Raw genomic sequence first — 22,307 nt, forward strand, 5'->3', positions numbered from 1 at the left:
AGTTCCATGCAGTCCGACAACCGCCTGTTCGACGATTTCGCCAAGTTCGTGAACGGTGCCGCGGGCACGATCGCCGGCATGGCGCGCGAAGGCGAGGCTGCCGCGCGCGAGCGGGCCAAGACGTTTCTGGGCGGCATGGACTTTGTCAGCCGCGACGAGTTCGAGGTGGTGAAGGCGATGGCCGTCGCCGCCCGCGACGAGGCCGACACGCTGCGCGCCCGGCTCGACGCGCTGGAGGCGAAGCATGCGGCGGACGTTCCGGCCCCGGTTAGCTTCGACAAGGAACCGGGGGCGGGCGAGGGCGCGCTCTGATTCTTCCTGCCGGGTCGCTTGGGTCGATTTGATTCACGCGAAGGCGCGGAGACGCGGAGACGCGGAGAAGAAGCAGAAGGATTGTTCGCGCAGAGGCGCGGAGGCGCGGAGAGGTTCCGGGTGGGGCGGTCGTCACCCGCCCGGCGAAGTTCTTCATTTGCCGATCGGTGAGATGGAGAGCCGCTATCGCGGCGGGTCTGACCTATTTGCGCCTCCGCGCCTCCGCGCGAACATCCCTTCTTCTCCGCAATCAGCCCAACTCGCCGCCACTCGAAGCAGCGCGCAACACCCTCGGCGAACGCACCCCCTCCGCGTCTCCGCGCCTTCGCGTGAACCAAACTTCTTCGACCTTCTCACCACGCCCGGTTTCGCGACCGCAAGATTCGTCCTACAGCACCCGCATGATGCTCGACGAAGTGGAAGAAGACGGCGACGACGCCGCACCGATCGATACGCTGGAGCGGTATTTCGCCGCCCATGGCTGGAAGAATGAACGCGACGCCGACGAGATCGTCGCGCAGGTGAAGGGAAGTTGGACCGAATTCGAGCTGCGCGCGATCTGGCGCGGCGAGGACGGGGTGCTGCAATTCCTTGCGCTGCCCGACGTGCGCGTCCCCGACGAGCGGCGCGCGGCGATGTACGAGACGATCGGCCTCATCAACGAACAGCTCTGGATCGGCCATTTCGAACTGTGGTCGTCGAGCGGCATCCTGTTGTTCCGCCATGCCGCGATGCTCGGCGACGAACCGCAACTGACGCTCGATCAGGCCGAGATGCTGGTCGACGCCGCGATCGACGAATGCGAACGCTTCTATCCGGTGTTCCAGTTCGTGATGTGGGGCGGCAAGACCCCGAAGGAGGCGATCGCCGCCTCGATGATCGAGACGCAGGGCGAGGCGTGACGATGGACGGCGGCGCGCTGTGGCTGATCGGCTGCGGCAATATGGGCGGGGCGATGCTCGCGCGCTGGCTGGCCGAGGGTCATGATCCGGCGCGGATCACCGTCGTCACCCGCTCGCCGCGCGCGCTGCCGCCGGGCGTCGCCCATGCGACGACGCTGCCCGAAGGGCCGCCGCCCGCCACCGTGATCCTCGCGATGAAGCCGCAGCAACTGGACGCGGTCACGGCGAGCTTCGCCCCGCGCATCGCCGGCACGCCGCTGCTGATCTCGATCCTTGCCGGGGTCGAGGAGGCGGCGCTGGCGCAGCGGTTCGACGTGGGCACGATCGTGCGCGCCATGCCCAACCTGCCGGTCGCGATCGGGCAGGGGGTGGTGGCGCTCCACAGCCACGGCACGAACGCACCGGCGCGCGACACCGCCGAGGCGCTGATGCGGCCGTTGGGACTCGTCGAGTGGATCGAGGATGCCGCGCTGTTCGATGCGGTAACGGCGCTGTCGGGCTGCGGGCCGGGGTTCGTGTTCCGCTTCGTCGACGCGCTCGCCGCCGCCGGGGCCGCGCTCGGCCTGCCCGCCGATCAGGCGCAGCGGCTCGCGCTGGCGACGGTGCGCGGATCGGCGACGATGGCGGCGGACGCCGACGTGTCGCCGGCGGTGCTGGCCGACCGGGTCGCCAGTCCGGGCGGATCGACGCGGCAGGGGCTGAACGTCCTCGATGCCGACGATGCGCTCAAACGCCTGCTGGTGGCGACGCTGACCGCGTCGGAACGGCGCAATGCGGAGATGGCGGCGGCGGCGCGGGCATGATCCGCGCGCTGTTGCTCGTGCTGGCGTTGCTGGGTGCTGCCCCGGCATGGGCGCAGGGCGCGCCCGCCGACGTGCGCGAACGCCAGCGGGTATGCGCGGGCAAGGACGGCTGGAGCGATCCCGCGCCGCCGGTCCGTATTTACGGCAATACGTATGACGTCGGCACCTGCGGCATCACCGTGCTGCTATTGACCGGCCCGGCCGGCCATGTCGTGATTGACGCGGCCACGGCGCAGGCGGTGCCGTCGATCCTCGCCAACATCACCCGGCTGGGCTTTCGGCCGCGCGACGTGAAACTGCTGCTGATGAGCCACAGCCATGTCGACCACGCCGGCGGGCTGGCGGCGCTGCAACGCGCCACCGGCGCGCGGCTGATGGCGAGCGCCGCCGCGCGCGCGGTGCTGACCAGCGGGAAGGCGGCGGTGGACGATCCGCAGGCGACGATCCTGACCCCGGTCGCGCGGGTGCCGGTGGCCGGCACGGTGGACGATGGGCAGACGCTGAGCGTCGGTCCCGTTCGCATTCTCGCCCATTCGACCCCCGGCCACGCTCCCGACGGGATGAGCTGGTCGTGGACCTCGTGCGAGGGTGGCAAATGTTATCGGATGGTCTTTGCCGACAGCCTGTCGGCGGTATCGGCCGACACCTATCGCTTCATCGACCACCCCGACTATGTCGCCCGCCTGCGCGGCAGCATCGGGCGGGTCGCGGCGCTGAAATGCGACATCCTGCTGACTCCGCATCCGGGAGCCAGCTACATGGGCGAGCGGCTGGCGAACCGGGGGATGCTGGCCGACCCGCGCGGCTGCACCAACTATGCCGCCGAAGCGATGGTGCGACTGGAAAGCCGGTTGCTGCGCGAGGCGAAGCCGGCGGAAGGCCGGACCCCGATCGCCGGCCCGACCGAACCCTTCTGCCCCGACCCGAAGACGCCGCTACCCATTGTTGCCGCGGTACTGTCGCCGGGAATCAAGTTCCGGGTCGAGCCGTCGCCACGCGAGGTGGTCGAGCGCGGAATCCATTATGCGTTCGATGCCCATTCGCCGCTATGGGCCCGGTTCGGCAAGGCACTGTGCGACCCGGATCGCTGGCTGCCCGTCGGGACGCCGCGTGGTCGCTACGCGGAAGTCGTCATCTTTCCCAAGGATCAGCCGGAAGGGCCCTATGTCACGCTGACCTATCCCAGCTCGGAAGACCCGATGGCACCGGTCCAAGCCACGCTCAACGGTCGACCGATGTTGCTGCCGCAGCCGCTGGTCCGGTGGATGCTCGACAGCATCGTCACAATGCGCCCGATCCCCGGCACCGGTCACTACTGACCTGCGACGGGAGATGTCCGATCAGGCGTCCGACATCTCCCCTCCCTGGCAAGGGAGGGGGCGGGGGTGGGTCGGCCGGTTGTGGAGCGCGTCCCCTTCCTCGCTGACCGACCCACCCCCAGCCCCTCCCTTGTCAGGGAGGGGAGCAAGTCTTGCGGCATCGTGGGACCTACCGCCCCAGCGCCGCCACCGCCGCCTTGTCGCCCGCCGGGATCAGCCCCTCCAGCACCGCCCAGAAGCCGCTGACCGCGTCCTGCCCCGCGCCCGAATAGGCGCGCGACAATTTGGCGTTGAGCATCTCGTACAGCCGCGCCTCCAGCGCCTGCCCCTCCGGCGTCAGTTTCAGCAGCCGCTGCCGCGCGTCGCGATCCCCCGCGCGGCTCTCGACCAGCCCGCGTTCGCTCAAGTCGCCCAGCACCCGGCCGAGCGACTGCTTGGTGATCGCCAGCAGCCGCAACAGGTCGCTGACCGACAGGTCGGGCCGCCGTGCGATGAAATACAGCGCGCGGTGGTGCGCCCGGCCCAGCTTCTGGTCGGCCAGCGCCTCGTCGATCGTGCGGGTCAGGTGGCTGTAGCCGAAATAGAGCAGCTCGATCCCGCGCCGCACCTCCGCTTCGCGCAGGAACAGCGCCGATGCGGTCATCGGCTGGGCGGGCGAAATTGGGGCAGTCATGTTGACCTGTTGTGCCATCCGGCCTAACCCGCCGCAAGCATTGATCGATGAGGATGCCATGAGCCAGCCGACCTTCGCCTTCGAACCCCATGCCAACCCGGTGGAGGCGAGCGAGCGCGCGGCGCGGATCGTGAATCCCGGTTTCGGGCGGGTCTTTACCGATCACATGGCGACGATGCGCTGGTCGGACGACAAGGGCTGGCACGATGCGAAGATCACCGCGCGCGCGCCGATCATCATGGACCCGGCCGCCGCCGTCCTCCATTACGCGCAGGAGATTTTCGAGGGGTTGAAGGCCTATACCCTGCCCGACGGCGGCGTTGCGCTGTTCCGGCCCGAACAAAATGCGCGGCGGTTCCAGCGGTCGGCACGCCGCCTCGCCATGGCCGAATTGCCCGAGGAACAGTTCCTCGCCTCGTGCCGCGACCTCGTGCTGGCCGAGCGCGAGTGGATTCCGGGCGGGGAGGGCAGCGCGCTGTATCTGCGCCCGTTCATGATCGCGTCGGAGACGTTCCTCGGCGTCAAGCCGTCGGCCGAATATCTCTACTGCGTCATCGCCTCGGCGGTCGGCAATTACTGGCCGGGCGGCGCGCGGAGCGTGTCGCTATGGGTGTCGCGCGAGTTCACCCGCGCCGCGCCCGGCGGCACCGGCGATGCCAAGTGCGGCGGCAACTATGCCACCAGCCTGCTCGCCCAGTCGGAGGCGATCAAGCAGGGCTGCGACCAGGTCGTGTTCCTCGACGCGGTCGAGCGCCGCTGGGTCGAGGAACTGGGCGGCATGAACATCTTCTTCGTGTTCGACGACGGCACGATGCTGACGCCGCCGCTGACCGGCACGATCCTGCCCGGCGTGACCCGCGACTCGATCCTGACGCTGGCGCGCGACGCCGGCATCGAGGTGCGCGAGGAACGCTATTCGATCGACCAGTGGCAGGCCGACGCCGCCAACGGCCGGCTGGTCGAGGCATTCGCCTGCGGCACGGCGGCGGTCGTCACCCCGATCGGCAAGGTGTCGTCGGCGGATTTCAGCTTCACCATCGGCGACGGCCAGCCGGGCGAGCGGACCCAGGCGCTGCTCAAGTCGCTGACCGACATCCAGCGCGGCCGCAGCAACGATCCGCATGGGTGGATGCAGCGGATCGGCTGATCCCGATAGCCCTCTCCCCTTCAGGGGAGAGGGTTGGGAGAGGGGAAGCGCAGGCCGCCGCTACCCCATCGCCCGCTTGTAATAATGGAACGGCAGGTAGCTCGCGACATGCTCCCAGCCCGCATCTTTCAGTCGCGCGGTGTCGCTGCCGCTGCCGCTGCCGACGCGGCGGCAATATTCCCATTGCCGGTCGCTGGTGCGGAACGTGAGCGTCAGCACCCCGACGCCGGTCAGTTCATGGCCCTGCCGGCCTTCGTCGGCAAGGATGCGCATCTCGTTGAACGCGGTGGCACCGGTGCGGACGACTTCGGCTTCCGCCATCGACGTATCGGTCGTCGTCAGCGCGCGGAAGCGCTGCTGCGCCGCCTGCTTGCTGATTCCCAGCACCTCGCCGATCTCGCTCCAGCTCAGGTCGGCCCGCCTGGCGGCATCGATCCAGCGATGCAGCGTCAACCGCGCCTCATCGGCGACGATATGCGCGGCGACGATCGCCTCGCCATAGCCCGCCTTGTCCTCGCCGCGGAACGGCGGCTCGCGCTCCGCCGCCCAGTCGAGCACGACCGCAGTGGTGCGCGTGCGCAACCGGTGTTCTTCGGCAATGTCCATGGCACGCTCCGTCAATGAAAGACTGACGGAAAGTCAATCGATCATTGACGAAGATACGTCAAGTAATTGTTGACGCTCTCACAACACCTCGAACAACCCCGCAGCGCCCATGCCGCCGCCGACGCACATCGTCACCACGACGTACTTCACCCCACGCCGCTTGCCCTCGATCAGTGCGTGGCCGGTCATCCGCGCGCCCGACATGCCGTAGGGGTGGCCGATCGAAATCGCGCCGCCGTTGACGTTCAGCCGGTCGTCGGGGATGCCCAGCACGTCCTGGCAATGCAGCACCTGCACCGCGAACGCCTCGTTCAGCTCCCACAGGCCAATATCGTCCATGCCCAGCCCAAACCGTTCGAGCAGCTTGGGCACCGCATAGACCGGGCCGATGCCCATCTCGTCGGGCTTGGTGCCCGCCACCGCCATGCCGACATAGCGGCCGAGCGGTTGCAGCCCGCGCTTGGCTGCCAGCGCTTCCTCCATCACGACGCACGCCGACGATCCGTCGGACAACTGGCTGGCGTTACCGGCGGTGATGACTGCCTGTTCGCCCATCACCGGTTTTAGGCTGCGCAGCCCCTCGATCGTGGTGTCGGCGCGGTTGCCTTCGTCCTTGGTCAGCGTGACCTCGTGCGTCGAGACGGCCTTGGTCGCCTTGTCGATCACGTTCATCGTCGCGGTGACGGGGATCAGTTCGGCGTCGAACCGGCCGTTCGCCTGCGCCTCGGCGGTGCGCTGTTGCGAACGCAGTGCATAGTCGTCCTGCCGATCGCGCGAGATGCCATAGCGCTGCGCCACGATCTCGGCGGTCTGGAGCATCGGCATATAGATGTCACCGTGCATCGCCACCAGTTCGGGGTCGAACGCGACACGCATCTGCGGCGTCTGGACGAGGCTGATCGATTCGACCCCGCCCGCGACGCAGATGTCCATCCGGTCGTGGACCACCTGCTTGGCGGCGGTGGCGATCGCCATCAGTCCGCTGGCGCATTGCCGGTCGATCGACATGCCCGACACGCTGGTCGGCAGCCCGGCGCGCAAGGCCGCCATCCGCGCGATATTGCCCGCCTGATGCCCCTGTTGCAGCGCCGCGCCAAACAGCACGTCGTCGACCTCGGCTCCCTCCACCCCGGCGCGCTCGATCGCGGCGCGGATCGAATGGCTGGCGAGGGTCGGGGCGGGCAGGTTGTTGAACGCCCCGCGATAGGCGCGGCCGATCGGGGTACGGGCGGTCGAGACGATGACGGCGGAACGCATGGGGCAGGCTTCCTCTACGGATAGTTCTTGGCGGGACGCCGTTTGGCGCTCCTCTCCTGCCGCCGGGAATAGCCGGATCGTAGTGGCAAGCGCAAGCCGGTGCCGCACCCGTTACCCTAAAACTGCGGTTCACGCCGTATCTGTACCAAACCGATCCTTCTAAAAATGCCGAGGGTCTCGTGCTTCTGTACCATCCGAGTCGTCATCCCAGCGAAGGCTGGGATCTCCCGGTGCGTGTGGGTGACAAGAGCCGCGAGAGGCCCCAGCCTTCGCTGGGGCGACGGTTCGGGGCGGATGGATAAGCCCGACATTCTCACCCCGGATCGACGATCCGCCCATCGGCCGCCGCCGTCAGGTTCACCTGCGTCGGATACGCGATCTCGATCCCCTCGGCGGCCAGCCGGCGCAGGATGGCGAGTCCCACCGCCGTCCGCCCGTCGTAGAAGGCGGCATAGTCGGCGCCGGGCGAATCAAAGATCACCTCGAAGTCGAGGCTCGACGCGCCGAAGCCGGTGAAGCCGCAGCGGACGAACTTGCGATCGTTCGCCTCGACGACCTTGCGCAGCATCGCGGGGATTCGCGCGCAGGTGTCGGCCGGGGTCTGATAGGTCACGCCGATCGCGAACACCGCGCGGCGATGCTCGCGCCGGCTGTTGTTGATGATTTCCTTGTCGAGCAGGTTCTTGTTGCTGATGATCCGCTCTTCGCCGGTGATCGAACGGATGCGGGTAGATTTGAGGCCGATCTCCTGAATCGATCCGTCGGTCTTGTCATAGCTGACGTTGTCGCCGCGCCGGAACGGCCGGTCGAAGATGATCGACAGCGCGGCGAACAGATCGGCGAAGATGCCCTGCGCCGCCAGACCGATGGCGATGCCGCCGACGCCGAGGCCGGCGACGAGGCCGGTGACGTTCACCCCCAGATTGTCGAGAACCACGATCAGCGCGATCGCGAACAGCGCGAAGGTGACGAGCAGCCGGATCAGCCCCATCGCCGATGCCAGCGCCTCGCCATGATAATGGTCGCTGGCGGTGCGCCGCTCGACGACGCCGAGGATCACCTCGCGCGCCCACACCGCCGCCTGGAACACCGATGCCACGGTGAACAGGAATTCGATGGTGTTGGTCACGGCGGGCGGTGCGCTGGCATAGCCGTCGACTAGCTTGGCGGCGAGCGTGACCATGAAGAACAGGCTGGTGCGCGACACCGCCTTGCCGACGATCCCGCCCCAGCCGGCGCGATCGTTCCGGCACAGCCTCAACGCCCAGCGGCGCACCATCAGCAGCACCAGCACGATGCCGGCGCCGACGCCCAGCGCGATCAGCACCTGCAACCACGTGTCGGCGATCCAGCGCGCGCTGTCCTGAAACAACAGTCGCGCCTGTGCCTGCGCGCGGTCGGCGTTGAACGCGCGCTCGACGGTCGCGGCGGGGGTGGCGGTATTGGTCATGGAAACCCTTTCACGCGGCGCGAGGCGCGGCGTCCTTCGCTTCGAGCAGCGCGATCAGCCCGCGCTCGTGCGCGGACAGGTGTTTGGCCGCGCGCGGCAGTGCCAGCGTGGTGCGGAACGCAGCCTGTCCGTCCTTCGCCAGATCGATCAGTAGCGGGTGGACATAGGATTTGCGTGCGATCGCCGGCGTATTGCCCAGCGCCTCGACGACGGGTTCGAGCATCGCCTTCAGGCTGATGTCCGCCTCCGCCTGCGCCAGCGCCTGAAACGCCAGCACGCTGGCCCCCCAAGTGCGGAAATGCTTGGCGGTGAAATCGCCGCCCATTGCCTCGCGGATATACGCATTCACGTCGCTCGACGTCACTGGATGCGCTTCGCCGTCGTCGTCGATCCAGCGGAACAGATGCTGGCCCGGCAGGTCCTGACACTTGCGCACGAAGCTGGCGAGCGAGCGGTCGGTGATGGTCAGCACGCGCAGCTTGCCCGACTTGGCGCGATACTGGAGTTTCAGCTTCGTGCCGGTCAGGTGCGCGTGGCGCTTGCGCAACGTCGTCGCGCCGTAACTCTTGTTGTCGCGCGCATAGCCTTCGTTGCCGACGCGCACCCGCCCCAGATCGAGCAGCCGTACCACCGCCGCCACCGCGCGTTCGCGGCTGAGCTTGCGCGCCTTCAAGTCGCGTTCGACCGCGCGGCGCAGGGCGGGCAGCGCATGACCGAACGCGGCGCAGCGGTCGTATTTCGCCAGCTCGCGCGCCTCGCGGAAGCCGGTGTGATAGCGGTATTGCTTGCGGCCCTTCTCGTCCCATCCGATCGCCTGGATATGGCCGGTGGGGTCGGGGCAATACCATGCGTCGCGATAGGCGGGGGGCAGGCCGATCGCGTTCAGCCGCTCGATCTCCGCCGCGTTGGTGATCCGCTTGCCGTTGGCCGCGGTATATTCCCACCCCTTGCCACGCCGGCGGCGGGTGATGCCCGGCGCGTCGCAGTCGGAAAAGACGCAGCCGGGCGCACAGTCGATCGGTTCGGCGCAGTCGGCCATCGGGGTTCCCGTCTCAGTTGGTCCGATCAATGTTCGGCTCGTCGCTTCGTTCCGGGAACCCCCACCGGATCGACCGGTTGAGAGGCCGATCCCTTTCCACGGAGACTGCCCCATGGCCGACCTCACCAATGCCCGCGTGCTGATCCTCGCGACCGACGGGTTCGAGGAATCCGAACTGTTCGATCCGCGTCAGGCGCTGCTCGACGCCGGCGCGCAGGTGACGCTCGCATCGATCAAGACCGATCCGATCCAGGGCGTCGTCAACGACAGCGAGAAGGCGCGCACGATCACCCCCGACCTGACGCTGGAGGAGGTCGACACCGAACAATATGACATGCTGCTGCTGCCCGGCGGCGTCGGCAATCCCGACAAACTGCGGATCGAGGAACGCGCGGTCGAGATCGTCAGCGAGTTCATGGACGATGACAAGATCGTCGCCGCGATTTGTCACGCGCCGTGGCTGCTGGTCGAGGCCGACGTGGTCGACGGCCGCCGCGTGACGAGCTGGCCGTCGGTGCGCACCGACCTCGAAAACGCCGGGGCCGATGTGGTCGACGAGGAAGTCGTGATCGACGACAACCTCATCACCAGCCGCAAGCCCGCCGACATTCCTGCCTTTTCGAAGGCGATCCTCGAGGCGTTGGCGAGCGAACTGGCCGAGGCGTGAGGGCAGGGCGCGGCGGTTCGCCGCCGCGCCCGACCACCAGGGCCGATTGACATTCGGTTCGCTGACGCGGAACGACGGTTCCATTCCGTTTCGTCACTCCCGCGAAGGCGGGAGTCCATATGCGCCAGCGTCGCGACTCCAGCCGAAACGTCAGCGGTTATGGATTCCCGCCTGCGCGGGAATGACCAAAATCCACGATTGTCCCTCAATGTCGAACGGTCCTAGTGCCGGCGTGTCGTCGGCGCTACGCTCCGGCGCATGCGCGACATGAAGACCGAAGCGGCGTTCCAGTCCTACCTCTTCCCCGGCGAACGCATCCGCTGGTCGGGTCGCCCCAAACAGGGGACCGCGTTCGGCGCGAGGGACGTGTTCCTGATCCCGTTCTCGCTGCTGTGGGGTGGTTTCGCGATCTTCTGGAACGTGATGGTATGGTCCGAACCGTTCGGCGGCGGTGATGGCGCGCCGCCGTTGTTCTTCCGGCTGTGGGGACTGCCGTTCCTGATCGTCGGCCTGTATCTGATCGCCGGCCGGTTCGTACACGACGCATGGCTGCGCAAGGCGCTGCGCTATGCCGTGTCCGACCAGCGCATTCTGATCCTGCGCAACCGCAAGTTCAGCTCGTTTGACATCGAACGGCTGCCGCGCCTCGATCTCACCGAACACCGCGATGGGACGGGGACGATCGATTTCGGCCCTGCCAACATCTTCAGTGCCATGAACGGCATGGACTGGTGGGTTCCGGCGCTGAACCGCTCGGGGCAGTTCTTCCGCATCGCCGCCCCGCGCGAGGTCTATCGCCTCATCCGCGAACCACGCGCCTGACCGGCACTCGCCCCAGGCCGTTGACCCATCGCTGCGCTGGCCGCTCGACGAAGCGGTAGAGCAGCCCCGACGCCACCGCCACCGCCGCGCAATAGGCCACCACCACGCCCCATGGCGCGGCGGCGGCATCGTTCACGAACAACAGCTTGAACACGAACCACATCGGGTAATGCGCCAGATAGGTCGCATAGCTGACCTCGCCCAGCCAATGCACCCAGCGCCCCTCCAGCATATTGCCCGGCCGCCCGGCGGTCAGCGCCAGCGCGAGGAGCAGCGCGGCGAAGCCCGCCGGCACCGCCACGCTCTCGCGCAGCCAGCCGAGAACGAACACAACCAGCGCACCGGTCGCAACCAGTGTCGCCACCGCCGCCATCCCGCGCACCCCCTGCCACCGCCGCCACAGCGCCGCCAGCATCACCCCCGTGCCGAACTCGCAGACGCAGCGCAGGACGCCGAACCGCCCGACGTCGCCGCCCAACCCGTTCTCGCCGTTCGCGGCCAGCACGACCGCCAGCACCGCCAGCATCGAAACGATCCCGCCGATCAGCGCCACCACCGGCCATCGCCGCCAGTCGACCATCACCGCCGCCACCGGAAACAGCAGATACGCCGCGAACTCCGCCGAGATCGACCACGCCGGATCGTTCCAAGCCAGCGTATGGCCGCCGCCCCAGCTCTGTACCAGCACGACATGCAGCGGCAGCGCCTCCCACGGAAACTGGTCCGCCACCGCGCGCCCGCTGAGCGCCAGCACGCCCGCCACCGCCACCGTTCCCACCAGCACGAACCAGTGTAGCGGCACGACCCGCGCCGTCCGCTTGCGCAGGAACGGTCCCGCCGCCCGCCACCCCTCGGCGGCGAAGCGCGGGGCCCATGCCAGCGCGATGACGAAGCCCGACAGCAGAAAGAAGAAATCGACCGCGAGATAGCCCTTGTCGAGCACCGCCATCACCGGGGCCGGCACGCCGACCAGCGAATGGCGCAGGTGAAAGAACACCACCAACCACGCCGCGATCCCGCGCGCGCCGGTCAGCGCCTTCAACTCGCTCATGCCGGGACACGCGCCCGTCGCTGGATCGGCCGCCACGCGCCCTCTGCCCGCTTCCTCGCCAGATAGGTGTCGAGCCCGATCTGCGCGCCGATCAGCATGAACACGAACGGCTGGAACGCGATCGCGATGAAATTCGCGCCGAACAGATAGACGATATGCCCGTTCTGCAACGCCCCCGCCAGCGGTGCGATCCACCCCTCGCCGTCGCCGGGCTTCGCATAGCGCCGCCGCAGCACCTCCATGCGGAACAGCCCGCCAAGGTTGATCGACAGCCACAACAGCAACCCCGGCCAGCCCTGTTCGCCCAGCATCTCGAAATACGCGCTGTGGTACGCACGGCCCTTGTCGACCTCAAGGTCGCGGCGGACCGTCTGGTTGTTGCCCTGTCCGGTCACGGCGACCTTGTCATAGCGGATCTGGTTCTGGCGATACGCCTCGAACCCGCCGCCGAACGGGTGGTCCTTCACATAGTCGAGCGTCCACATCCACACCGCGATCCGCGTCGATGCCGACGCATCCGACTGATAGGTGCCGATCGTCTCCATCCGCTGCGTGAACGCGCTGGGCAGGAACGGCACCGCCATCACCGCCGCCGCGCCCGCCGCCATCAGATAGGTCAGCCGCCGCTTCACATCGCGCAGCATCAGCACGCCAAGCAGCCCGATGCACAGCAACCCCGTCCGGGTCGATGTGCCGACCGGGATCAGCAGGCATGAAAACACCAGTGCATAGCAGAATGCCCGCACCCGCCAGTCGGGGACATAGATCGTGCCGTATTTGCTGAACCACAGGATCAGCGGGATGATCGCGATCGCGACCGTGGAGATCGTCGACCCTTCGTACAGCCCGGCGTTGTTCGACACCATCAGGTTGAGTTCGCCGTATCCGCCGCCCGATCCCAGCGTCTTGATGCCGCCGACGATGATGATCGATGCGGCGGAGAGCACCATGAACAGCAGCAGCGATTCGATCCGCAACTTGGTGCGCAGCGTCAGCGGCAGGAAGATCGCGAAGGCCAGCGCCTTCCACACCCATTCCCATTTGAACTGCGCGTCGACCGGAAAATCGGCACCCTTGGTGGTCCACAGGCAATAGAGCAGCAGCGCCAGCATCAATCCCTGCCGCGGGGCGATGCGCGTATCGCGCTTGTCGTCGACCACCGCCCACGCCCCGATCGCGCACGCGGCGGCGATCAGCGAAATCTGGATCGAGTTGAGCAGCATGTACGTCAGCCGCTGCGGCGCGACGATGTCGATATAGACATAGGTCAGCACGAACACGAACGGCCGGCGAAACCCCATGCCGAACAGCGCGACCAGAAACGCGATGAACGCAAGGTCACGCACCGAAGCGGTCTTTCTTCCTGCGCTGCATCGACTCGACCTCACCCTCGCGGTCAAGGTCGTCGCGGCGCAGCAGCCGCCACACCGCATACAGCATCAGCACATGGGTAAGGCCCAGCGAGAAATTGTCGATCATCGGCCAGACCCTTCGCGTGTCGCGCCAGCCTTAGGCGACGGGGATTGATGCGACGTTAAGGGCGGGGGGGCGGCCCGTCACCCCCGGCCTTCCAGTCATCCCGGCGAAGGCCGGGATCCATGGTCACGAACCGCATCTAGAGAATCGCACAGGCCCGTATCCGTGGATTCCGGCCTGCGCCGGAATGACGAACCAGGCGGGCAACCTTGGAGCAGATCGACATTCAGCCGATTGCTAGGCTTTTTCGTCGTTCCCGCGCAGGCGGGCACCCATAGATGCAACGGGCCTGATTCGATCACCGGCGTCGGCGTGTATGGATTCCCGCCTGCGCGGGAACGACGCGGCGGGGGGGGGGGAGGGCAAGTTCCTCCTGCTGAAACGGAATGTCGACCCCGTCCGGCCACTACCCCCGAACGATCCCCAGATACGCATCGAGCACCGCCTGATTGGCGCGGTCCCATTGATAGCCCCCGGCATCCTCATGGCCCGCGATCCCCATCTGCCACCGCAGCGACGCATCCTCGCACAACCGCGCGATCGCGTCGGCATAGGCGGGCACGTCGCGCGGCGGCACCAGAAATCCGGTGCGGCGATCGTCGACCAGCCCCACCGCACCGGATGCGCGCGCCGCGACGACCGGCACGCCCGCCGCCATCGCCTCGAGCGTGACGTTGCCGAACGTCTCAGTGATCGACGGGTTGAAGAACACATCCATCGACGCGACCGCCCGGCCCAGATCGTCCCCCGAGCGGAAGCCGGCGAACACCGCATGCGGCACCGCCTGCGCGAACCAGTCGCGCGCCGGGCCTTCGCCGATCACGAGGATGCGGTGCTTGACCCCGCGCCGCTGCAATTCCTTGGCGACCTCGGAAAAAATGTCGAGACCCTTCTCCAGCACCAGCCGCCCGAGGAAGCTGACCGCGACCTCGTCGTCACCGATCCCCAGCGACCGCCGCCAGTCGAGATCGCGCATCGCCGGGTGGAACCGCGCATGGTTCACCCCGCGCGACCAGATGCCGATCGGCGAGGTGACTCCCCAGTCGCGCAGCAGCTCGGCCATACCGCGCCCGGGCACCATCACCTGATCGGCGCGGTTGTAAAACCGCTTCGACAACGCCACCGCCAGCGGTTCGAGAAAGCCGATCTTGTAATATTGCGGATACGTCTCGAACCGGGTGTGGAGCGAGGCGAGGGTCGCGACACCCTTGTCGCGCGCCCAGCTCAAGGCGCGGTGGCCGAGGATGTCGGGCGCGGCGACATGGACGATGTTGGGCGCGAACGCCTCCAGATCGGCGCGGACCCGGCGCGGCAGCCCGCGCGCCAGCTTGTATTCGCCGCGCCCGCCCGGCATGCCGAACGCGGGCACGCTCACCAGATCGCCGGTCGGCGGGAAGGCGGGCTTGTCGATGGTCGGCGAATAGACGCGCAACGCGACGCCGCGATCGAGCAGATGGGCTGCTAGCAGGTTCAGCGCCTGGTTCGCGCCGTCGCGGACGTAATTATAGTTTCCGCTGAACATCGCGACGCGCAGGTGGGAAGGCTTCATCGCCGCCGCATAGCGCCGGAACGCAGCGCACGCTACCGGAACGCTTGCGGCCGCTGCCGGTTGACCCCGCCGACAACAGGAGCGGGCAATGAGCGACAGCTATAAAAAGGGTGCGACGGTCGAATGGTCGTGGGGCAACGGCACCGCGACCGGCAAGGTCGAGGAACGTTTCGAACGCCGCGTCCAGCGCACGATCAAGGGATCGAAGATCACCAAGAACGGCACCAAGGACAACCCCGCCTATCTGATCGAGCAGGACGATGGCGCCAAGGTCCTGAAACGCGGCAGCGAACTGAACTGACGCCTTCCCCCCCTCTCCTCCAGGGGAGGGGCCGGGGGAGAGGAAGTCGACCCAAGCCCCCCGATCCCGCCAGCCACCCTTGCGCCACCCCCACCGCGCGCTATCCTCGCCGATACGGCAACGGGGACAGGGCAGGGTGATGCGCGACGAACCTTCGGCGGACCGGGCGCTGCCCGATCCGAAATTCGCCTATGATTATTTCAAGAGCATGGCCTCGGTCAGCGTGGCGACGCTGGGTGGCATCCTGACGCTGGGCGAGGCGGTGTTCGGAACCCGCATCTCGCCGCTGCAAATGGGGCTGGCCGCGTTGCCGGTCGCGATCTCGGGCATGCTGGCGCTCCAGGGCAAGACCGACATCATGCAATATTGTCAGGGGATCAAGCCGCCGCTCGACAGCTCGCGGCTCGCGCTTCGGCTGGTGCCGTCGTTCTACGGGCTGGGCGTCGGCATCTTCCTCGCCTTCCTCACCCTGTCCTATGTCGCGCCCGATGTCGCCGCACGGCTGGGCGCGCGCCCGATCAAGGTGCATGCCACCGGCAACCCCGAAGGCCCGGTCGCCGAACCGCGCCGCTGAACCGCGCCGCTCGCGCGGGGACGGCATATTCCCCTTTCGTTCCCCATCTGCTAGGCCCGGTGGATGGCAAAACCCCAGAAGCGCTACGTCTGCCAGCAATGCGGATCGGTCACGTCGAAATGGGCGGGGCAATGCGTCGATTGCGGTGAATGGAACACGCTGGTCGAGGATGCCGGCGCGGTCGTCACCCCGTTTTCGGCGCGGCATAACCTGCAAAGCGGCGGGCGCGCGATCCTGCTCTCCGGCCTCGACACCGACATCGCGCTGCCCGATCGCCTGACGACCGGCATCGCCGAACTCGACCGCGCGCTGGGCGGCGGCTTCGTCGAGGGATCGGCGACGCTGATCGGCGGCGATCCCGGCATCGGCAAGTCGACGCTGCTGCTGCAGGCCGCCGCGAAGCTCGCGCTGGCGGGCAAGGGCGTCGCCTATGTCTCGGGCGAGGAGGCGGCCGATCAGGTGCGGCTGCGCGCGCGTCGCCTGGGCCTTGGCAACGCGCCGGTGCAACTGGCGGCGGCGACGTCGGTGCGCGACATATTGACGACGTTCGGCAGCACCGCCGCGCCCGCCCTGCTCATCATCGATTCGATCCAGACGATGCACAGCGACCTGATCGAAGGCGCACCGGGCACCGTCAGCCAGGTCCGCGCCTCGTCGGGCGAGCTGATCCGCTTCGCCAAGGAACGCGGCACCGCCGTCGTGCTGGTCGGCCATGTCACCAAGGACGGATCGATCGCAGGCCCGCGTGTCCTCGAACACATGGTCGATACCGTGCTGGCGTTCGAGGGCGAGCGCAGCCACCAGTATCGCATCCTGCGCGCGGTCAAGAACCGCTTCGGCGGCACCGACGAGATCGGCGTGTTCGCGATGGAGAGCGAGGGGCTGTCGGAAATTTCCAACCCGTCCTCGCTGTTCCTGACCAGCCGCGACGAGAACGTCACCGGCACCGTCGTTTTCCCCGCGCTGGAGGGCACCCGCCCGGTGCTGGTCGAGGTGCAGGCGTTGACCGTCCGGCTGGCGTCGGGGGCGACGCCGCGTCGCGCGGTTGTCGGCTGGGATTCGGGGCGGCTCGCGATGATCCTCGCGGTGCTGGAAGCGCGCTGCGGCCTCGCTTTCGCCACGGCCGAAGTCTATCTCAACATCGCCGGCGGCTACCGCGTGACCGATCCCGCCGCCGATCTGGCGGTCGCCGCAGCGCTCGTCTCGGCGCTGTCCGAACGGCCGCTGCCCGCCGACGCGATCGTGTTCGGCGAGATCGCGCTGTCGGGTGAGGTCCGCCCGGTCGCCCACGGCGCGTTGCGCCTGAAGGAAGCGGGCAAGCTGGGCTTCGGCCGCGCGCTCGTCCCCGCCGCGCAGACGGCGGAGGGCGGCGCGCTCAAACTGTCGAGCTTCAAGGACCTGCCGAGGTTCGTCGATCATATGCTGGGGCGGTAGTTCACTCCCCTCCCTGACAAGGGAGGGGCCGGGGGTGGGTCGGCCCGCGAGGAACCGCAGCGCCCGCCCCAAACCGACCCACCCCCAACCGCTCCCTTGTCAGGGAGGGGAGATAGACCGCCACTCCCCAACCTCGACATTCCCCGCCGCCCGCGCCATACCCCCACGCATGGCGCTCACCTCGCTCGACATCGCGGTCATCCTCACGGTCGGCGGGGCGGCGGTCCTCGGGTTCCTGCGCGGCTTCGTCACCGAAGTCCTCTCGCTCGCCGCATGGGTGCTGGTGGTGATCGCGCTCAAGCTGTTCCACACCCCCGTCGCCGCAGCGCTGGCCGGACCCACCGGCACCGCCGGGGGCGCAGCGACGCTCGCCTTCGCGCTCATCAGCGGCGTCGGCTATTTCGGCGGTCGCCTCGTCGCCAATGCGGTCGGCAGCCGAACCCGCGCCTCGGTCTTGGGGCCGCTCGACCGGGCGCTAGGTTTCGGCTTCGGCGCGCTGAAAGGGCTGATCCTTGCCAGCCTCGCCTTCCTGCTGCTGCTGCTCGCCGCCGATTTCGTCGGCGGCGGCCCGACCGGCCGCCCGGCATGGATCAAACAGGCGCGCACCTATCCGCTGCTCAACGCAACCAGCGCCAGCGTCGCCGATTTCGTCGACCGGCGGCGTAAGGGCGAACCGGTGTTCGGCGAGTAGCCACCGCCCCAAACCGTCGCTCCAGCGAAGGCTGGAGCCTCCCTCGGCTCCTGCTGCGCGCTACAACCGGGAGATTCCAGCCTTCGCTGGAATGACGTCCGTCTCGGCGGAGCGGGACCGGACCCGTCGCGGGCTTCCGACTGGACTTTAACGACTCGCCACCGTCCCTTGCCTCCCCTACATCGCTGTGCGTGACCGCACTCTACAACACCGAAATCCTCCGCCTCGCCGCCGATACGGCGCGTAGCGTCCGTCTGGCCGAACCGCATGCCTCGGTCGAGAAACGCTCGCCCGTCTGCGGCAGCCGCGTGACCGTCGACATCGCGCTCGGCCCCGACGATCGCGTGGCTGAGGTCGGCATGCTGGTGCGTGCCTGCGCGCTGGGGCAGGCCTCCTCGGCCCTCCTCGCGCAGCACATCGTCGGCCGCAGCCCACGGGAACTGGCGGACGCCCGCGACGCGCTCACCGCATGGCTGGCCGGGGAGGGCGCCGCGCCCGACTGGCCCGGCCTGACCCTGTTCGAGCCCGCCCGCCCGCACAGCGCGCGCCACGCCTCGATCCGCCTCGCCTTCGAAGCCGCCGCGCAGGCCGCAGAGCAAGCCGCCAGCCACCGGGCGGCGGCATAATGGAGGAGCACGGCACCGCCTCGCTGCTCCATGATTTCGCCCCGCTGCTTGGCGCGGCGCTGGTGTTCGTGCTGATCTTCCGCAAGCTGGGGCTGGGCGCCACGCTCGGCTATCTCGTCGCCGGATCGGTGGTGGGGCCGCAGGTGCTGGGCATCGTCGGCGATGCGGAGGCCAAGCTCGGCATCGCCGAACTCGGCATCACCCTACTGCTGTTCCTAGTCGGCCTCGAACTCTCGCCCTCTCGCCTGTGGCGGATGAAGCAGGACATCTTCGGCCTCGGGCTGATGCAGGTCGCGCTGTGCGGGGTCGCGCTGATCGGGGTCGTGTGGTTCGGCACGCGCTTTACCTGGGGCGCGGTGATCGCGCTCGCGCTGCCGCTGGCGCTGTCGTCGACCGCGCAGGTGCTGCCGATGCTACAATCCGCCGGCCGCATGAAGACCCCGTTCGGCGAGCGCGCCTTCGCGATCCTGTTGTTTCAGGATCTGTCGATCGTGCCGCTCATCACCATCACCGCCGCGCTGTCGCGCAATCCGGCCGATGCCGGCGGCCCGCCGGGCTGGCAACTGGGGCTGTGGACGCTGGGCGCGGTCGCCGGCCTCATCCTCGCCGGGCGTTTCCTGTTGCGGCCGATGTTCCGCCTGATCGGCAACATGGGCGAACGCGAGATGTTCGTCTTCGCCGGCCTGTTCACCGTCATCGCCAGCGCCGCGCTGATGCAGGCGCTCGGCCTGTCGACCGCGCTGGGCGCGTTCGTCGCGGGCGTGATGCTCGCCGACAGCCCGTATCGCCACGAACTGGAGGCCGATGTCGAGCCGTTCCGCTCGATCCTGCTCGGCCTCTTCTTCCTCGCGGTGGGCATGATGCTCGATCTGGGCGCGATCGCCGAGCATCCGGTGCTGGTCGTCGGCATGGCGCTGGCGCTGATCGCGACCAAGGGGCTGGTGATCTTCGGCATCGGCCGCCTGTTCGGCATGCCGTGGCGCGGCGCGCTGGCGCTGGGCCTGCTGCTCAGCCAGGGCGGCGAATTCGGCTTCGTCCTGTTCGCGCAGGCGCAGAACGCGCTGCTGATCGCGCCCGAGGCGGCGAGCGTGTTCGGCGCGATCGTCACCCTGTCGATGGCGACCACCCCGTTCCTGATGATGGCCACCCGCCGCTTCCGCGCCGAACCCGAAAAGCGCGAGGGCGGCACCCCCGAAGGTCCGCGCCACGACGGCGCCAGCGCGGTCGTCGTCGGCTATGGCCGCTTCGGCCAGACCGTGGCGCAGATGCTGCTGGCGCAGGGGATCAGCGTCACCGTGATCGACCGCGACGTCGAGATGATCGAGATCGCCGGCAGCTTCGGCATGAAGGTCTATTACGGCGACGGCACCCGTATCGACCTGCTGCGGCTGGCGGGCGCGCAGGATGCCGAACTGCTGCTGTTCTGCACCGACGGCGATCCGCTGGAGACAGAAGCGATCGAGGCGATCCATCAGGCGTTCCCCAACCCCGGCATCTTCGTGCGTGCGTTCGATCGCCGCGCGGTGGTGAAGCTGGCGGGCGCGCCGATCGAAGGGGTGTTCCGCGAGGTGCTCGATTCGGCGGTGTCGATGGCCCGCGCCGCGATGGTCTGCGTCGGCGTCGACGATGGCGAGATCGACCGCACCGAGGACCTCTATCGCAAGACCGACGCCAAACGCCTGTTCCAGCAGAGCGAAACCGGCGACCTGCGCACCGGCCGCGAGATGATCTTCACCAACGCCCGCGTCACCGCGGCGGCGGGCACGGTGCCGGACGACGCCGGGAAAGAGTGAGGGGGCAGGAACGGCGCGCCAGTGCCATGGTCCGGCCCCAAACCGCGCTACCCGGTGTCGCGGTGTCCCGAACCGACGATCCGTCCCGCCTCGTCGGACCGTATGTCCGCCGTCCCGAAATAGATCCTGTCACGGCCGCTCGTCTTGGCGAGGTAGAGGCTGGCGTCGGCGCGGATGAAGACCGCCTCTTCGGTATCCCCCGGCGAGATATGGGTAAGCCCGCCCGAGATCGTCACCGTGAGGCCGGGGTATCGGGCAGCGGTGTCCATGCCGCCGATGGCCGCGCGCAGCCGCGCCAGCGTTGACCTGACCTCGTCGAACGGCTGGCTGGCGAACAGGATCAGGAATTCCTCCCCGCCAACGCGCCCGAATGATTCCTTCAGATGGACGGTCCTGCGCGCCGTTTGCGCGATGCCGGTCAGCACCTCGTCGCCACCGTGATGGCCATAGGTGTCGTTGATCTTCTTGAAATGATCGATGTCCACCAGGCAGGCCCAGCCATCGCCCCCCTCGGCAAGCAGCTCCTTCAGCTTGCTGAAGATATGGCGGCGGTTGGAAACGCCGGTCAGTTCGTCGGTAAAGGACTGACGGAACAGTTGCTCGTTTGCCAGCCGCAGCTTCCGCTCGGACACGTTGAGCGACGTGATGTCCGTACCGACATAGACGATCCAGCCGTCGTCCCGTCTGGTTTCAGTCACCCAGATGAACCGACCGTCCTGAAGGTCACTCTCATAGGTACGCTGCCGGGATTTGCCCCGGCGCGACCGCACCGACGAAATCCAGTTTTCGATATTGGCGGTTTCGATGATGGTGCCGCGACCCGCCGCGTGATTGCGGCGCATCAGGGCTTGCCAGTCGACGTCTTCTCGCGACTCCACGAAATACGCCGCGCGAAAAGCCGCGTTGCTGTAGCGCAATACCTCGTGCTGGTCGTAAACGCCGATCAAGGCGATCGACTGGTCGAGCAGCGCCGCGACATCGACCGGCAGGTCCCGCAGGACGGGGGTCTCGTTTCCGGCCTGTCTCATTCCCATGCCCCGTGCGCTCAACAAGGGTCCGGCACGTAGGTGGCAAAGGTGAAAAAATGGCTGCGCAATCGATGTGATTTCCGGATCGGAATTCTTGCCGCGCTGGTCAGAACGGCCGGGCCGCCATCACGGTCTGCAAATCAAGGGGGTGTCGATCCCCGCACCGTCCGTTTGCCCGGTGGCTACCATTGCGTCATGGTGTCGTGCGATCACCCGGCGGGTTGGAAGATGGCGGTAGCCAGCACCTGAACCCTGTCCAGTCGCTGCTGCGCTTGCGCCGCGCGACTGATGGTGATCGACAAATCCGGGTCCCGCCGGCTGCGGAACGTCGTTGTCGCCATGCCGTCCCGCGAACTGTTGTTCACCGGCTCCCAGCGGGTGCCGAACCCGGGCGACGCGAGAACGCTCTGAACGCTGGGTTGAAGATCGGTGCCGCCGCCACCGGTAATGTGGCAGATCGGGAGTTGGTCCGAAACCACAAGAACATAGCCGGACGTCGGACTCGAATCGATCCGCCAATAGTGGTTCGCCTTGCGCATCCGCTCCGGCGGCAGGTTGACCTCGTCGACCTTGTCGACCGAACGCATCTGTTCGCCAAGACCGACGGCCTTGATGAAGGCGTCCGTGCCATCCACCCAGCTCGCCGGATTCAGCAACCATTCCTCGCACCCTCGCAGCGCCCCGTCGAAACCGCGTTCAAGCTTTGGCTCGGCCTGGGCAGGCAGAGCGGCCATAAGGGCAAGGAAAGCGGGCAAGGCGTAGCGCATGGCGCGACACTATCCTTGCA

Annotated in this window: 24 protein-coding genes; 13 read left to right on the plus strand and 11 right to left on the minus strand. The window is 67.8% G+C overall.

The genetic code is table 11. The features are described from left to right. The first annotated feature begins 6 nt into the window (after positions 1-6). The 4 genes from LRA89_RS12125 (at position 7) to bla (ending at position 3,336) form a co-directional block, all read left to right on the plus strand. Entirely contained in the window at positions 7-312 is a 306-nt protein-coding gene (locus tag LRA89_RS12125) for an accessory factor UbiK family protein (RefSeq protein WP_055755352.1), read from the plus strand. A gap of 401 nt (positions 313-713) precedes the next feature. Next, positions 714-1,214 (plus strand): YbjN domain-containing protein, encoded by a 501-nt coding sequence (locus tag LRA89_RS12130; protein ID WP_055755353.1) that lies wholly within the window; start codon positions 714-716, stop codon positions 1,212-1,214. Positions 1,215-1,216: 2 nt separating this feature from the next. Then, positions 1,217-2,017 carry a pyrroline-5-carboxylate reductase gene (gene proC / locus LRA89_RS12135; protein ID WP_230770837.1) on the plus strand — a complete coding sequence of 267 codons (801 nt, stop codon included), beginning with the start codon at positions 1,217-1,219 and terminating at the stop codon, positions 2,015-2,017. Beyond that, positions 2,014-3,336, plus strand: coding sequence for a subclass B3 metallo-beta-lactamase (gene bla / locus LRA89_RS12140; RefSeq protein ID WP_230770352.1), 1,323 nt, complete (start codon positions 2,014-2,016; stop codon positions 3,334-3,336). The genes proC and bla overlap by 4 nt, the downstream gene beginning before the upstream one ends. Before the next feature lie 169 nt (positions 3,337-3,505). Here the strand turns inward: bla and LRA89_RS12145 are convergent, their stop codons facing one another. Further along, the gene (locus tag LRA89_RS12145) at positions 3,506-4,009 is read right to left on the minus strand and encodes a MarR family winged helix-turn-helix transcriptional regulator (RefSeq protein WP_056493395.1); all 504 of its coding nucleotides are present in this window, start codon (positions 4,007-4,009) and stop codon (positions 3,506-3,508) included. 58 nt (positions 4,010-4,067) lie between these two features. Between LRA89_RS12145 and LRA89_RS12150 the strand changes: the two genes are divergently transcribed. Further along, complete coding sequence (locus LRA89_RS12150) at positions 4,068-5,156, plus strand: branched-chain amino acid aminotransferase (protein WP_230770353.1); 1,089 nt, start codon at positions 4,068-4,070, stop codon at positions 5,154-5,156. A 60-nt stretch (positions 5,157-5,216) separates the two neighbouring features. On the opposite strand, the gene LRA89_RS12155 is transcribed toward LRA89_RS12150, so the two are convergent. The 4 genes from LRA89_RS12155 to LRA89_RS12170 all read right to left on the minus strand — a co-directional run bounded on the left by LRA89_RS12155 (position 5,217) and on the right by LRA89_RS12170 (position 9,508). Further along, positions 5,217-5,762: a hypothetical protein gene (locus LRA89_RS12155; protein WP_230770354.1), complete on the minus strand. Its 546-nt coding sequence runs from the start codon at positions 5,760-5,762 to the stop codon at positions 5,217-5,219. 78 nt (positions 5,763-5,840) lie between these two features. Beyond that, entirely contained in the window at positions 5,841-7,019 is a 1,179-nt protein-coding gene (locus LRA89_RS12160) for an acetyl-CoA C-acyltransferase (protein ID WP_230770355.1), read from the minus strand. Positions 7,020-7,332: 313 nt separating this feature from the next. After that, on the minus strand, positions 7,333-8,469 hold the full coding sequence (locus tag LRA89_RS12165) for a mechanosensitive ion channel family protein (RefSeq protein WP_230770356.1): 1,137 nt from the start codon (positions 8,467-8,469) through the stop codon (positions 7,333-7,335). 10 nt (positions 8,470-8,479) lie between these two features. Beyond that, positions 8,480-9,508 carry a DNA topoisomerase IB gene (locus LRA89_RS12170; protein WP_230770357.1) on the minus strand — a complete coding sequence of 343 codons (1,029 nt, stop codon included), beginning with the start codon at positions 9,506-9,508 and terminating at the stop codon, positions 8,480-8,482. Positions 9,509-9,620: 112 nt separating this feature from the next. Between LRA89_RS12170 and LRA89_RS12175 the strand changes: the two genes are divergently transcribed. Both LRA89_RS12175 and LRA89_RS12180 read left to right on the plus strand, forming a co-directional pair. Beyond that, a complete protein-coding gene (locus tag LRA89_RS12175) occupies positions 9,621-10,175 on the plus strand; it encodes a DJ-1/PfpI/YhbO family deglycase/protease (RefSeq protein WP_230770358.1) in 555 nt (184 codons plus the stop codon). 258 nt (positions 10,176-10,433) lie between these two features. Continuing rightward, positions 10,434-10,997 (plus strand): hypothetical protein, encoded by a 564-nt coding sequence (locus tag LRA89_RS12180; protein ID WP_230770359.1) that lies wholly within the window; start codon positions 10,434-10,436, stop codon positions 10,995-10,997. On the opposite strand, the gene LRA89_RS12185 is transcribed toward LRA89_RS12180, so the two are convergent. The 4 genes from LRA89_RS12185 to LRA89_RS12200 form a co-directional block, all read right to left on the minus strand. After that, complete coding sequence (locus tag LRA89_RS12185; RefSeq protein WP_230770360.1) at positions 10,975-12,048, minus strand: acyltransferase family protein; 1,074 nt, start codon at positions 12,046-12,048, stop codon at positions 10,975-10,977. The two genes, LRA89_RS12180 and LRA89_RS12185, sit on opposite strands and share 23 nt — an antisense overlap. Next, positions 12,045-13,394: a DUF5935 domain-containing protein gene (locus tag LRA89_RS12190; protein WP_056493077.1), complete on the minus strand. Its 1,350-nt coding sequence runs from the start codon at positions 13,392-13,394 to the stop codon at positions 12,045-12,047. Before LRA89_RS12190 ends, LRA89_RS12185 begins: the two co-directional genes overlap by 4 nt. Then, positions 13,387-13,527 carry a hypothetical protein gene (locus LRA89_RS12195; protein ID WP_164490748.1) on the minus strand — a complete coding sequence of 47 codons (141 nt, stop codon included), beginning with the start codon at positions 13,525-13,527 and terminating at the stop codon, positions 13,387-13,389. Before LRA89_RS12195 ends, LRA89_RS12190 begins: the two co-directional genes overlap by 8 nt. A 403-nt stretch (positions 13,528-13,930) precedes the next feature. Then, positions 13,931-15,073, minus strand: a complete 1,143-nt coding sequence (locus tag LRA89_RS12200; RefSeq protein ID WP_056493075.1) for a glycosyltransferase family 4 protein — start codon at positions 15,071-15,073, stop codon at positions 13,931-13,933. Between the two features lie 88 nt (positions 15,074-15,161). Here LRA89_RS12200 and LRA89_RS12205 point away from each other — a divergent pair, with 88 nt between their 5' ends. The 6 genes from LRA89_RS12205 to LRA89_RS12230 all read left to right on the plus strand — a co-directional run bounded on the left by LRA89_RS12205 (position 15,162) and on the right by LRA89_RS12230 (position 20,492). After that, positions 15,162-15,374, plus strand: coding sequence for a DUF2945 domain-containing protein (locus tag LRA89_RS12205; RefSeq protein ID WP_055755363.1), 213 nt, complete (start codon positions 15,162-15,164; stop codon positions 15,372-15,374). Positions 15,375-15,513: 139 nt separating this feature from the next. After that, positions 15,514-15,948 carry a hypothetical protein gene (locus LRA89_RS12210; RefSeq protein ID WP_230770361.1) on the plus strand — a complete coding sequence of 145 codons (435 nt, stop codon included), beginning with the start codon at positions 15,514-15,516 and terminating at the stop codon, positions 15,946-15,948. 63 nt (positions 15,949-16,011) lie between these two features. Continuing rightward, positions 16,012-17,382, plus strand: coding sequence for a DNA repair protein RadA (gene radA / locus LRA89_RS12215; RefSeq protein WP_230770362.1), 1,371 nt, complete (start codon positions 16,012-16,014; stop codon positions 17,380-17,382). 169 nt (positions 17,383-17,551) lie between these two features. Beyond that, positions 17,552-18,073 (plus strand): CvpA family protein, encoded by a 522-nt coding sequence (locus LRA89_RS12220; protein WP_055755366.1) that lies wholly within the window; start codon positions 17,552-17,554, stop codon positions 18,071-18,073. A gap of 191 nt (positions 18,074-18,264) precedes the next feature. Beyond that, positions 18,265-18,699, plus strand: coding sequence for an iron-sulfur cluster assembly scaffold protein (locus tag LRA89_RS12225; RefSeq protein ID WP_056493068.1), 435 nt, complete (start codon positions 18,265-18,267; stop codon positions 18,697-18,699). Beyond that, entirely contained in the window at positions 18,699-20,492 is a 1,794-nt protein-coding gene (locus tag LRA89_RS12230) for a cation:proton antiporter domain-containing protein (protein ID WP_230770363.1), read from the plus strand. The genes LRA89_RS12225 and LRA89_RS12230 overlap by 1 nt, the downstream gene beginning before the upstream one ends. Positions 20,493-20,539: 47 nt before the next feature. Here LRA89_RS12230 and LRA89_RS12235 read toward each other — a convergent pair whose 3' ends face one another. Beyond that, a complete protein-coding gene (locus LRA89_RS12235; protein ID WP_230770364.1) occupies positions 20,540-21,541 on the minus strand; it encodes a GGDEF domain-containing protein in 1,002 nt (333 codons plus the stop codon). A 188-nt stretch (positions 21,542-21,729) separates the two neighbouring features. After that, positions 21,730-22,287, minus strand: coding sequence for a hypothetical protein (locus tag LRA89_RS12240; protein WP_230770365.1), 558 nt, complete (start codon positions 22,285-22,287; stop codon positions 21,730-21,732). Positions 22,288-22,307: the final 20 nt, after the last annotated feature.

It is taken from the genome of Sphingomonas sp. Leaf4, from assembly GCF_920939515.1.
Classification (GTDB): Bacteria; Pseudomonadota; Alphaproteobacteria; order Sphingomonadales; family Sphingomonadaceae; genus Sphingomonas.